This window comes from Cellulosilyticum sp., from assembly GCF_982396655.1.
In genome coordinates this window covers 22,230-35,675 of record NZ_CEVXFV010000041.1, presented here as the reverse complement: position 1 = coordinate 35,675, position 13,446 = coordinate 22,230, and the positions used below count along the sequence as shown (strand labels likewise).

Below are 13,446 nucleotides of genomic sequence, written 5' to 3'. Positions count from 1 at the left end.
GAAACACCAGAGCCAACAGAAACACCAGAGCCAACAGAAACACCAGAGCCAACAGAAACACCAGAGCCAACAGTGACACCAGAGCCAACAGTGACACCAGAACCAACATCAGCACCTGATACAGAAGCATTAGTGTTAGAGTCTTCTGTAAGTAGCTGGGGTGGCGGTTATACTGTGACAATGTGTATTAAAAATACCTCTGATAAAGAAGTAACGGATTGGGAGCTAAGAGTAAATAAAGAGGATTTCGATATCACGAATATTTGGTGTGCTTCAGTTACTGAAGAGGCAGATGAATTAGTGATTAAGCCTATGGAATGGAACACAACAATCGCGACAGGTGCATCTGTAACATTTGGTTTCCAAGGTACAGGTGAAATAGTTGATGATTTTGCTTATACGCTTAAATAGAGCATTATAAAAAACTCGTAAGTTATTGAATATTAATCGCTTATGAGTTTTTTGCGTTAAATGAGGATATAATATTCGACAGATTTAAACTGAGTATTGATTTGTTCTTGCTGTTATGCTAAAATGGGTTAGAAATTTTGAATGTGTAAATTATAAATTAAATATATTACTAAGTTTTCTAGGGTTCCGTAGTTTTATGCTAGTCTGGTCCGAGAGAAAACACACAGTTTACTGTGGACACGGAGGGAGAAAAGCCTGGGAGATATTTAAATAATATCTCCCAGGCTTTTTTTCTATTATTTTTAGAAAGAAGAGGTAAAAGAAATGCGTAATTTTAGTTATAAAGAGGTTTATGTGGAAGATGGCAGACGTGTGTTAGAAATTAATATCTTGCCAGAAAAACATTGTAATTTTGATTGTATATTCTGTCCGATTGGTAGATCACAAAATAAGATAGATAAGCCAAAGGCATTTGATAATATAGAAGAGGATTTTAAAGAATTAGAAGATAGAATAGAAGAGACAAAGGCTGATTTAGTGTTTATTAATTCAAAAGGAGAGGCCTTAGTAAATGATAAGGTTAGTCTAATTATTGATATGATTAAGGCGAAAGGCGTGGCTGTGAGGTTATTATCTAACGGTTACTTATTAGCAAAGGAGGAATATATACAGATAGCTAATAAGTGTGAAGAGGTAATTGGGGAGATAAAAGTAATAACAGAAGAACATTTTCAAAAGGTTCAAAGACCAATTGAAGGCTATACATTAAAAGAGTATATTTTAAATATGGCTATGTTTAGCAAACAATATAAGGGAAAATTTATATTTGAGGTAACGATTATTAAAGGCTATAACGATAGTAAAGAATCTATTGAGGAGATTAAAAAGATTATTAAGGAAATAGCACCTGATGAGGTGCTTGTTGTAAGAATGGAAGATGAAAAGTTTAAGAAAAAATTAGGCATATCAGATGAAAGATTTGAGGAGATTTCTAAGGCGTTACGCAATAGTTAATAAAATGTCTGGTAAGTATAAAAAATTAGAAGCTCTAATAAGTTTGTCACTTATTGAGCTTCTAGTTTTTTATAAAACACCTTTTACATCTTTATCTAAGGTATTAATCATTTCGGCTATATCATATTCTAGAGGTGTGTTAGTACCTAATTGGGCTGTCAGTGTATCTTCAATATAGTGTTTTTTAGTAGCTAAGATATGTTTTTCAGCTTGTTCTGGAGGATAATTATGCATAAGTTTTGCATAGTTTTCTTCATAGTGATGTTTATAATCTTGGCTATCTAAATAAACTTCTTGATCATGTTTTTGACCAGCAGAATCTAAGTAAGATACTGTGAAGTGAAATTGACTCATTATGGCTACTCCTTTCATTGTCTAATATGATTATTATTCTACATGGCAGCAATTTTATTCAGTGAAAAATGGAACGTGGGTAAGCTTTAAGTAATAAAATATAATAGCTTAATGTTAAAGGAAGTTTTGTGAAATGTTTCCATTTTTTAGACCTATGAACAAGAGAAGGCCACCTAGTATGCCACCAGATTTTATACCACAAAAGGGACAGGGGAAAAAGATAGGTGGGCCTAACAAACCAGGCGGACTAGGCGGTGGCCCAGGAGGAGGACCAGGAAAGCCAGGCGGACCAGGAAAGCCAGGCGGTCCAGGAAAGCCAGGCGGTCCAGGCGGCCCTACAGTATTTGCAGTTGATCCAGGTGCTATTTTCCCCTGTATGAATCAGTTCGTTTATATATGGCCAACTAATGGCCCTGGTTTTTGGGCATATATTACTTTTGTAGGCCCACGTTCTGTTGGTGGGTTCCGATTTAGAGGAAATAGATTTCAATACTTTGGTATGGATTTAAGAAATATTGAAGAGTTTTATTGTGCATAATAATATTTAATAGAATCGAGGATGTCACAAAATATCTAGCTTGCTTAGGATATGTGGCACCCTTGATTTTTAGTGCTTAGTGTAAATTAAAAGGAGAAGTTAAGAAAGATTTAATATAAAAAGTGACCATGCAAGCTCGGAATGTTATAATAAATACATGAAGTTTGAATTTTAAAATAAGTGATAGCAAGGAGGCAAATATGAACGCAGTGATAGAAAATATTTTAACAAGACGTAGTATACGAGCTTTTTCAGAGAAAGAGATCGCAAGAGGAGATTTAGAAGAAATTTTAAAGGCAGGACTCTATGCACCTAGTGGTATGAAGCGTCAAACTTGGCAGTTTACAGCCATAGTAAATAGAGGGAAAATCCAAAGACTTGCGGGATTAATTGAGAAGAAGTTAAAGCGTATAGGTTATAATTTTTATAATCCATCTGTAATTGTGCTTGTTTCTAATGAGAAGACAAGCAATTGGGGAAAAGAAGATAGTGCTTGTGTTTTAGAAAATATGTTTTTAGCAGCGCATTCATTAGGGATTGGTTCAGTGTGGATTAATCAGCTAAAGGATATTTGTGATGAAGAAGAAATAAGAGCGTATCTTAATGAAATAGGTGTGCCAGAAAATCATGATGTTTATGGTATAGCTGCGCTAGGGTATGCATTAAAGGCGCCAAATCAAGATGTGGTTAAAAAGGGTATTGTTAAAATTGTAGAATAAAATAAATAGTATATTAGGCTCTAGAAAAAGTGTCGAGGGACATATTTCTAGAGTCTTTTTATATGCTTAGATGATTCGGAGTAAACTATTATAAAAAAATAATTATTAAAATATATAAAATAAATTCAGAATATGGTGAGAAAATATTGTTGTGGGATAACATAAAATAGACATAAAAAATGTGTAAAAGTTATTAAAAATGCTGCGTAATTATAACTTTAAATATAAAAGTGCACTAAAAGACATGCACAATTTATTGAATGTGTTAAAAATAATAAAGATTATTGAAAAAAAATGTCAAATTTAATAAAATGGAATCAATATTAAATTTCATTATAAAAGAGGAGGGCAATATGAAACAATTTGTGAAAAAATCGGCTAAAAAACAGGCTTCTTTGGTTTTGACAGGTACCTTAGTGGCATCCTCTGTTATTCCTTCTATGGGAAATACAATTGATCTTCAGCGAGGTGAGGTGATACAAACTAGTGAAGTAGCGCTTAATGAAGAGGTGACAGCAAATCGAACATCACCTGGTGGCATTGTTGTAGACCCAGGAACAACACCTGAAGCAGGTTCTGCCTATGAGTATGATTTTACAATTAATACAACTAATGTGATTGTACCAACTACTTATAATAAGGAAAATAGAATTGAAACACTATATTCCCCAGATGGATTTTTAAAGATAAATGGAAATGGAGAGATGTATCACCACCAAGATAGTCATGGACTTGCGGTTTATGTAGGCAATAGCTTTGAAGTAAAGGTGGCAGGAAATGCAGAGATTACATTTAAGCTTTGTAAGTACTCAAAAGGCGGAAAGATTGATGCAACTGTTGCTGATGAAGCAGGTAAATTTGTTGGAACGAGTGCAGATTTTCAAGGCGCGGAAGATGGCAGTGAAGTAACCTTTACATATAGCGGTGAGGCAACAACGCTTACTTTTACAATGAATGGTATGAGTGGTGAAAGCTATTTACATGGTATGAGTGTAAAGAATATAGTAGGCGATGTAAAAGGCTGGGAGGCTAAAGATTTTGCTATTTCAATAGGCGATACAACAATTGATGTGAAAGGCGCTGCAACTGCCGCGGATGAAGCTGAAGTAACGGTATCTAATGGAAAAACATACTATGCCCTTAGTGAGAAAGCCTATATTAATGCAGATTTAAAAGATGAGGCACTACGTCCTAGCATTATTCAAAATAATAGTGAGGATGTTGTAGAATCAATAGATGTAAATAGTGATGGTGAAATTGTTGTAAACTTTAAGGATCAAACTTCATTTCCAGCAACTTATACAATTAAGGTACAAGATTCAAGTAAATTTAGAAAGCCTGGGATAAGAGATGTATATTCATTTGCCTTTGGTAACTATGAAGGGCTTAAGAAACTTAATAGCGCAACTAAGATTCAAGATACTTATACAACAGATAACGGACTTTTAACAATTGGTAAGATTGAAGGAGCAGCTGCACCTTACTGGCATGATAGTACACACGGTATAGCAATAAATGATGGAAACTATATGGAAGTACCAGTAGCAGGCAATGCAACAGTGACTTTTAATTTATGCCAATATGGTAAGGGTGGTACATTATCTGTGACGGGTGTGCTAGGTGAAGGTGCATTTGATTCTAATGAACTTAAAGTAGAAGGTCATGCAGCATGTGATAAGACCATAACCTATACATATACAGGAGAAGCGACTACATTAAGATTTAATGTTACAAGTAGTGGTGAAGCATATTTACATGGAATGACTGTAAAAAATATGGGAGAATTAGTAGGTTCACCAGTAGCAAATGAACAGGCTTCTATGCCAAAAGAAATGGATAAGACAGACTCTTTAAATGTGACGCCAGTTGGGCATCGTCTAGTTTTTGAACATGCTAATGATTCTTCAGATATTACAAATTTAACAAGTGGTATAGGCTACTATGTATTTGATGCAAGATCGGATATTGCATCAATTGAAGCAGATATTAAAATTTCTGCCATAGGAAATGGTAGTGGTCAAGGAATTTTCATGGGGTTATTTGATGACCAAAATGAAATTAAAAATATTGCAACTGTAGGTATTCGTGGCGATGGCAAAATTAGAAACATATATAATAAAACAGGCAACGCTAAACCATCAGCAGGAAGTATTGATCAAACATACAGTACAAGTGATACTATTCATGTAAAATTAAATAAGAATGCAGAGGGCTGGTATTCTGAGGTAATAGCAGGAGATAAATCACCAAGTGCTACAATTAAATTCTCAAATACCGAGCTTTTAAATGATATTAATGAGAATGTACGTTATGGTTTTGCATTCTCTAATGTTAATGGGACTATTACAAATCTTACATTTAAAGATGAAGCAGGAAATGTTTTATATGACCAAACAGATTGTTATGAGGCAATAGGAACAGCACCAGAGGTAAGTAGTGTAGAACGTCCAATCATTTCAGCAGACCGCAAGAATATTACAGTAAACTGGAGTGGAGAAAGCTGTGAAGATGATGAAGCTTATCGTGTAGAAATTTCTAAAGATGGTGGCATCACATTTACAACATTAGTAGAGACGACAACAGATAAGAGCTATACAGCAGCTATTGATGGCGATGGCGAGTATGTATTTCGTATTACAGGTGTTTGTGGCAAAGCTGAATCACAAGCTAAGTTATCACCAGTAGCAAGCGTTGTAGCACCTTTAGAAAGTCCAGTAATTGCAGGAGAAAACTGTGGAACAGCAATTAAACTAAGCTGGAATGCTGTAGATGAAGCAACAAGTTATGAAATTTATAGAAAGTCACCTACAGGTAATGTCTATACTTTGCTAAATAAGGTTTCTTCCTTAGAGTATACAGATAAGGACGTTATTAATGAAGAACCATACTATTACTACGTTGTTGCTAAATCAGAAAGTAATAACAGTAATCCATCAAATGAACTTTTAATGCTTGCTTCATTAGGACGTGAAGGAAAGTATGTACATGAAAAAGAAGCAACAGAGATTTTTATCACTAAAAAATCTTACGATACAGTTTATAAGAATGAAGCTGTATTAGAAGGGGTAGTAGATAAAAAAGGTGAAATGAGCTTAGAAGTTAATGGCGAAATTAAAGAAAGTGTAAGCCTTAATAAAAATGAAAAGTTTGCCTTTATAGCAACTTTAAATGAAGGTAGAAATGATGTGAACTTACTCTTTAGAGATGAAGCAGGTAAGGTAACACGCCAAACATTTAACTTTGTTTATTTAACAAACTATGACATTGTGGTAGATAGCAGTTTTACAGGCAATGATGGCGATACTGCAACAGATGGTTCAGGAGCAAAAGTATATAAAACTGTACAAACAGCTGTAAATAGTGTACCAGCTAGCAATACAGATAGAGTTGTTATTCTTGTAAAAGAAGGAAACTATAGAGAGTACTTAAGAGTAACATCACCATATATTACGCTTATTGGAGAAGATAGAGAAAAAGTAAACATCAATTACTTTGACCCTAAAGATACACCGGTAGGTGGAGATACTTCTAAACGTTGTGCAATTTATGTACAATCTTCAGCAACAGGCTTTGCAGCAGAAAACTTAACCTTTGAAAATACATATGAATATTTAGGCGATGGTTCGATTTCAAATGAATCTGCAGATGCCTTACGTGTAGATGCAGATCAGGCAACATTTGTAAATGTCAAATTAATGGGCTATCAAGATACACTTCAAGCAAATACAGGACATCAATATTTTTATAAGTGTTACATTTCAGGTAATGTAGACTATATTTATGGAACATCACAAGCTTTATTTAATGATTGTGATTTAGTATTTAGATATAATGGCAATAAAAATAGTGGTTATATTACGGCACCAAAAACAGATGCAAAGGCAGCCTATGGTTATATCTTTAATGAGAGCAGAGTATATGCAGAAGAAGGATGTAGCGGATCTAAATACTTATTAGCACGTCCATGGGGAGCAGATGCTTCAGCTACATTTATCAATACATACATGAGTGGCATTATTAATAAAACAGATAGTTATTCAGATATGAGCGGTAACTTATATACAGATGCACGTTTTAGTGAATTCTACTCATATGGAGATGGTTATGCAATCAATAGTAATCGTCCACAGATTTCTAGAACGCAGGCAGAAGAAATGTTAACAGCTGGCTTTTTAGGTTGGGACCCATATGCTGTATCAGAAAATGTAAGTCGCAATGATTTCACAGGAAATGTTGTTACAGAAAGTGAAGATAAATTTATTGAAAATGAGTATGTAAATGATAAGGCAGATACAGATACAGATGATACAGGATTAGGTGCATTTACTGTAGAAGGCTATGCACAAAATGTAACAGGTGGCGGTGTTTTATTAGAAACATCTCAGAATTATTATAAGGTAGCAACTGCTGAAGAATTACTTGATGCTTTAGTCACAATTAAGAAGTCAGGTAAAGCAAGTGTTATTGAGCTAACAGAAGATATTGGCCTTGGTGCAATTGAAATAGGCGATGCACTTACAAAATACAAAAGTGTCATTACAAGTACAAAACATGCACCTTTATTACATCCAACATTATTAAAAACAGGTGTGTCTACATTATCTATTAAAGATATGAGCAACTTAACAATTTTCTCTCAAAATGGTTCAGCACTAAAACATGTTTGCATTGATGTGAATAATTCATCTAATGTTATCTTTAGAAACATTGTATTTGATGAGATTTGGGAATGGGATGAAGCAACAAGTGGTGATTACGACCGCAATGACTGGGATTATATGACAATTCAAAATGGCAGTACAGATATTTGGATTGATCACTGTACATTCTATAAAGCATATGATGGGATTGTTGATGTTAAAAAAGCAGCAAGTAACAAACCAAGCAACGTAACAATCTCTTGGTCTAGATTTTTACCAGAAAGTGAGTCAGAGTTCTTTGATGAAATGATGGATTTATTAGAAGCAGATCCTGAAAGTTATCCATATTATAATGAATTGCTTACTCACTATGGCATGACAAAAGAGCAAGTGAGAGGTTATGCATCAGCTCAAAAGAAAACGCACTTAATAGGTGCTTCTGATACAGAAGAGAATATGAAGAATCTACAACTCACACTTGCGAATAACTACTACAAAAACTCTATGGACCGTATGCCAAGACTCCGTGGTGGAAATGCCCATGTATATAACTGTATAATGGATGCTTCAGATATATTAAAACTTAGAGATTCTGTAGAAAATGCAGAAGCAAAAGCTAAAGTGGTAAGTAATGGTGCTATTTCTACATGTGATGCATCAGTACTTCTTGAAAACACATATATTAATGGTATTATTAATGCAGTAACAAGTGGAAATGGTTCAAGTCCAGGTGGTTATATTAATGCGGTGAATAGTATTTATTATATGAATGATGCGCTTACAATGCTTGAGGTGACAGATAATGTAAATCAAGGTATGATTTTAGATGAAGATTTATTTATTTCAAAATTACCATATAGCAGATATAATTTATATAGTGCAAGTAAGTTACATGACAAGGTTTTACCAAATACAGGTGCAGGTGTAACGAATATGTCTACAGTACAATGGCAAAAAACAAAGTACAATGAGACAGTAACAGATATAGATGCAGCAAAAGAATGTACAGTTGTACTTGATTATCAAGGCGGCAATGTTGTGCAAAATGGTATAAGAGTAACAGTTGGTGGATACTATGAAAACCTTCCAACACCTACACGTCAAGGTTACAGATTCTTAGGATGGTTTACAGCGCCTACAGGTGGTAACTTAGTAACTACATCTACGAATGTTACAGATGGTACAGACCATGTGTTATATGCGAGATGGCAAGTAAGTACCAGTGATGATGATACTAATAATGGTGGAAGCGGTAATAACGGAAGTGGAAGTGGAAGTGGAAATAATGACACTACAAATACTGATACTGTAAATAAACCAACAGATCAGCCAACAGTAGATAATAGTGCCTTAGCCAATCTTCAGGATATTTCAGGACACTGGGCAAAGGATTCTATTACCTATGTTGTAAATAAAGGAATTTTAAAAGGCATTAGCGAAGAAAACTTTGCGCCAAATGCTTCAATGACAAGAGCTATGTTTGCTACAGTACTATATCGCTTATCAGGTGAACCAAAGATTGCAGGCTCAAATGCATTTAAAGATGTCAAAGCAGGTAGTTGGTATGAAACAGCTATTACCTGGGCAAGTGCGCAAGGCATCGTTAATGGTGTAGGCAAAAATACATTTAGCCCAAATGGCGAAGTAACACGTGAGCAAATGGCGGTGATGCTATATAACTATATTAAAGCAAATAACATCGAAATTCAGAAACAAACAGAAGAAGTTAATTTCAAAGATCAATCTAAAGTAGCGCCATGGGCAGAAGAAGCTATGACATTTATGGCACAAGCAGGGATTATGGAAGGCGATAATAAACAAAACTGTAATCCAAAAGCAAAAGCTACAAGAGCAGAAGTTAGCACAATGCTTCATAGATTCATGGAAATGATAGAAATGCAGGAGTAGGAGAGTTAACTAATATATAGCATTGCAAGATAAAGAGGAAGGTGTTACGAATTAACTATAATTTCGTGGCACCTTCTTTGATTTTAACAGTTTATTTCAAAGAACAAAGTAAAGGGGCAAACAATGGAGATTAGACAAACAGAGATTAAAGATTTAGAAACAGTGATGAAACTATATGCAGATGCTAGGGAATTTATGAAAGCTAATGGAAATGAAACGCAGTGGGGGAATACGTATCCTGAACGTAGTCTTATAGAGAGAGATATTCATGAAGGAAAGAGTTATATATGTTTAGAAGAAGATAAAATCATAGCTACATTTTATTTTAATATAGGAGAAGATCCTACCTATAAGATCATAGAAGAAGGGGCATGGCTTAATGAAATGCCATATGCTGTTGTTCATCGCATTGTGGGGAGCGGCAAGAAAGGGGCAGCATCATTTTGTTTAGAGTGGTGCTTTAAGCAATATCCCAATATCCGTATTGATACGCATAGAAATAATAAGCCGATGCAAAATTTATTGCAAAAGAAAGGTTTTACTTATTGCGGGATTATTCATATAGGAGATGGAAGTGAAAGAATAGCTTATCAGAAGATAAAATAGCTGTGGTAAAAATTACATTTTATACAAAGGCTGACATTTGTCTATTGTAATTTAACGAGAGGTACGTATAATAAAAATTTGCAAGACTTATGTAAACGACATCAGGAAGGAGCAGCATAGTGATTGTTAAGTTACTAAAAAATAGTTTGAGAATTTTTAAAGCGGACCTTTCGAAGATTTGTAAAAATTGGGTCAGCCTAGTTGTTATAGGTGGCTTAATTTTATTACCTTCTCTGTACGCATGGATTAATATTTATGCCTCTTGGGACCCGTATGGCAATACAAAAGGTATCAAAGTAGGCATTGTTAATGAAGACCAAGGAGGCCATATTAAAGACAGTGCAGTAAATATTGGTGAAGAAGTTATAAGCTCCTTGAAGGAAAATGAGAGTTTAGGATGGGTCTTTTATGATAATAGGGAAGAAGGATTAGCGGAAGTTGATAAAGGTTCTGTCTATGCCACACTTATTATCCCTGAAGACTTTTCTAAAAAAATTCTTACACTAGTGGAGGCAGAGCCTGTTAAGCCTCAACTTGAATATTATGTAAATGAAAAAATTAATGCTATTGCACCAAAGATTACAGATAAAGGTGCAACAACAATACAAAATCAAATTACGACTTCATTTATTGAAACCGTAGCCAATAAACTTATAGAAGTCATGCATTCTGTGGGAATTGAAATTGACAAAGAGTATCCAACGATTGAGAAATTAGAAGATATGATGGTGAGATTACAAGATAAATTCCCAGATTTAGAATCAAGCCTTGATATGCTTGCAGAAAAAGCAAGCAATGGAAAAGTTGTTATTGAAAGACAGGATAAAAATGTAGTAGCACTTCAAAAGATATTAAATCAACTTATTGATTTTAATAGTGATATTACTACAAGTTTAGAGGAACTGAGTAAAAAGCCGGAGGAAGTTATTCCTGAGTTAAAAGAAAACTTAGTACTTATTCAAACAATCTTTGCAGATATTTCAACGTCTACAGCTGAGCTTAAAGATTCAATAGAACTTAATAAGCCGGTACTTATCAATGATATTGACACAGGCATTGTAAAGTTAGAAAGTGCCAAGAATCGTCTTACAGAATTAGCGGATAAGGCAGGAGAATTAGATAAGGATTTAAGTAGCACAATAAAAAGTACAAAAAATGAACTCATTAACATTATGGATGAATATATAAGTTCATTTGAAGAATTAAAGACAAAACTTGATAATACTGATACAGCCTTATCTATTTTAAATCGTCTTGAGAATCTTAGTAAAACAGCGGCAAGTGATGTCAAAAGTTTAAGAAAAAATATTGAAAGTGTTAGTAAAAAAATAGATCTTCAGCTTGCAATATTACAAAGCATTGTTAGTAAGGTAGAAGGGATTAAGCCACCAAGTATACCATCAGTGCCAACTCCAATGCCGCCTTCTGAAGAAACACCAGTTGCGCCAGGAGAAGACAGTAACGGAAGTGAAGATATTGTAGAGACACCTGAAAATCCACCATCAGATCTTCCAACCGATATACCAGAAGATGATAGTACGCATACTTCATCGGCAGTAGCTACTAGAAGTGTTAATACAAGTAGCACAGGTGATGTGGCATTTGTGGCAGAAATTACTGAAACCTTAGAAATTGTAAATGAGGCTAAACAAGAGCTCAGTACGAATACAGAAGTATTTGGTGATGCAATTTATGCATTAAATGATATGCAGGCAGATTTAATAACACTTAAGGGACTTTCTAACAATGTGACTGCTTCAACACAAGCGCTAAATAGCTTAAAAGCAACAAGTAGAAGTTTAAGTAGTACAATTAGAAGTATCCGAACACTTATTGAAATGCGTACAAGCAGTATTTCAGATAAGTTAACAACATTAGAAGAAATAATGGCTGAGACTGCTACAGGAGTAAATAGTCTTAAGCGTACAGTGACAAATGTAGCAACTGGTGGTCAAGAAAAGATTGATAGCATTGTAGCCAATATCGAAAAAGTTCAAGATAAGCTTACAGATGTATCAAATCGTGTGGTTAATACTGTTCATAGTGAAGCAGACCGCGTACAAACTAAGGTAGAAGATGTTAAATTAAGTTTAAGTGAGCTTCAAAATAGATTAAATAGCCTTAGTGGCAAGTTAGAAGATAAAGTAGTTCTAGAAGAAACACTTGGGAATATTTCACAACTGACTTATAATATTGGGGCATCATTAGATAGTACAATTAACCTTTTAGATTCTGACCTTATTGCGAAATTGAAAGAAAAGATTAGTCAGATGTCTACCTTTGTAGGTGATGTGAGTGGTTTATTAGGGAATGTTCAAAATGAACTTGAGTACTTAAGAGATTTTGGAACACGCCTAGGTGAGAAGAGTGAATTACTTGCTGAAGATATTTTAGCAGTTAAAGAGCACATACCTGTCCTTAGAGAAAATGTTGATAAGGTAGTTGATAAGATTAATTTACTTAATGAAAATGTGGATGTTAAAGATTTAATTAATCAGCTCACAATGGATAATAGTGATAAAAGTGAGTTCTTAGCGACACCAGTTAATTTAAATACGCATATATTATACCCTATGGCAAACTATGGTGCAGGAATGACACCGTTCTATACTACACTTTGTTTATGGGTTGGGGCATTATTACTCTGTGCACTTCTTACGACTAAGTCAAAAAATGTAAGCTTTAAATGTACACCGGTTGAAGAGTATTTTGGTAAATATTTATTGTTTGCGACATGTGCTATGCTACAAGGTTTCATAGCAGCATTAGGTGACATTGTAGTATTAGGCGTAGAAGTGAAACAGCCTGTATTATTCGTGTGCCTTGCTATGATGTACAGTGCAATATTTATGGCAATTGTTTATACGCTAGTTTCTTTATTTGGCAATGTTGGTAAGGCTATAGGGGTGGTCCTATTAGTATTACAGCTTGCAGGTTCTGGTGGGACATTCCCTATTCAAGTAACACCTGTATTTTTCCAAAAGATTCATGAGTTCTTACCATTCACATATGGTATCAGTGCCATGAGAGAAGCTATTGCAGGCGTTTATTATGAGACACTGATAAAAGATATCGTAACCTTGTGTATATTCTTCGTAGTATTTATATGTCTAGGTGTATTATTAAAGAAAAAAGCCAATGCAATTCTTCATAGGTTTTCTAAGAAACTGGGGGAATCAGGAGTTATTGAACATTAAAAATAAATAACAATATGTAAAAGACTACTTTATTTAGAAAAATGATAAAGTAGTCTTTT

8 protein-coding genes and 1 riboswitch are annotated in these 13,446 nt (G+C 34.5%); of the genes, 7 read left to right on the top strand and 1 reads right to left on the bottom strand.

Annotated features, from left to right (window positions below; translation table 11 throughout):
* Together AC1VAQ_RS15285 and AC1VAQ_RS15280 are read left to right on the top strand one after the other, a co-directional pair.
* Positions 1-411 (top strand): cellulose binding domain-containing protein (locus tag AC1VAQ_RS15285; RefSeq protein WP_479904121.1); only part of this gene is annotated, 411 nt, incomplete at its 5' end.
* Between the two features lie 167 nt (positions 412-578).
* Positions 579-675: riboswitch (guanidine-I (ykkC/yxkD leader) on the top strand.
* Between the two features lie 60 nt (positions 676-735).
* Positions 736-1,425 (top strand): radical SAM protein, encoded by a 690-nt coding sequence (locus AC1VAQ_RS15280; protein WP_302599810.1) that lies wholly within the window; start codon positions 736-738, stop codon positions 1,423-1,425.
* Between the two features lie 69 nt (positions 1,426-1,494).
* Here the strand turns inward: AC1VAQ_RS15280 and AC1VAQ_RS15275 are convergent, their stop codons facing one another.
* Positions 1,495-1,779 carry a hypothetical protein gene (locus AC1VAQ_RS15275; RefSeq protein WP_302599809.1) on the bottom strand — a complete coding sequence of 95 codons (285 nt, stop codon included), beginning with the start codon at positions 1,777-1,779 and terminating at the stop codon, positions 1,495-1,497.
* A gap of 154 nt (positions 1,780-1,933) precedes the next feature.
* Here AC1VAQ_RS15275 and AC1VAQ_RS15270 point away from each other — a divergent pair, with 154 nt between their 5' ends.
* From AC1VAQ_RS15270 to AC1VAQ_RS15250, 5 genes are all read left to right on the top strand, one after another.
* Positions 1,934-2,317 (top strand): hypothetical protein, encoded by a 384-nt coding sequence (locus AC1VAQ_RS15270; protein ID WP_479904120.1) that lies wholly within the window; start codon positions 1,934-1,936, stop codon positions 2,315-2,317.
* Positions 2,318-2,517: 200 nt separating this feature from the next.
* The gene (locus AC1VAQ_RS15265; RefSeq protein WP_479904119.1) at positions 2,518-3,036 is read left to right on the top strand and encodes a nitroreductase family protein; all 519 of its coding nucleotides are present in this window, start codon (positions 2,518-2,520) and stop codon (positions 3,034-3,036) included.
* Positions 3,037-3,389: 353 nt separating this feature from the next.
* On the top strand, positions 3,390-9,584 hold the full coding sequence (locus AC1VAQ_RS15260; protein ID WP_479904118.1) for a pectinesterase family protein: 6,195 nt from the start codon (positions 3,390-3,392) through the stop codon (positions 9,582-9,584).
* Between the two features lie 123 nt (positions 9,585-9,707).
* Entirely contained in the window at positions 9,708-10,190 is a 483-nt protein-coding gene (locus tag AC1VAQ_RS15255; protein ID WP_302599805.1) for a GNAT family N-acetyltransferase, read from the top strand.
* A 119-nt stretch (positions 10,191-10,309) separates the two neighbouring features.
* A complete protein-coding gene (locus AC1VAQ_RS15250; RefSeq protein WP_302599804.1) occupies positions 10,310-13,387 on the top strand; it encodes a YhgE/Pip domain-containing protein in 3,078 nt (1,025 codons plus the stop codon).
* The last annotated feature ends 59 nt before the right edge of the window (positions 13,388-13,446 follow it).

What these genes read in the sequence shown, in the direction of transcription:
- AC1VAQ_RS15280 (WP_302599810.1), top strand. Translation starts at nt 736, where the DNA reads ATGCGTAATTTTAGTTATAAAGAGGTTTATGTGGAAGATGGCAGACGT.
- AC1VAQ_RS15275 (WP_302599809.1), bottom strand. Translation starts at nt 1,779, where the DNA reads ATGAGTCAATTTCACTTCACAGTATCTTACTTAGATTCTGCTGGTCAA.
- AC1VAQ_RS15270 (WP_479904120.1), top strand. Translation starts at nt 1,934, where the DNA reads ATGAACAAGAGAAGGCCACCTAGTATGCCACCAGATTTTATACCACAA.
- AC1VAQ_RS15265 (WP_479904119.1), top strand. Translation starts at nt 2,518, where the DNA reads ATGAACGCAGTGATAGAAAATATTTTAACAAGACGTAGTATACGAGCT.
- AC1VAQ_RS15260 (WP_479904118.1), top strand. Translation starts at nt 3,390, where the DNA reads ATGAAACAATTTGTGAAAAAATCGGCTAAAAAACAGGCTTCTTTGGTT.
- AC1VAQ_RS15255 (WP_302599805.1), top strand. Translation starts at nt 9,708, where the DNA reads ATGGAGATTAGACAAACAGAGATTAAAGATTTAGAAACAGTGATGAAA.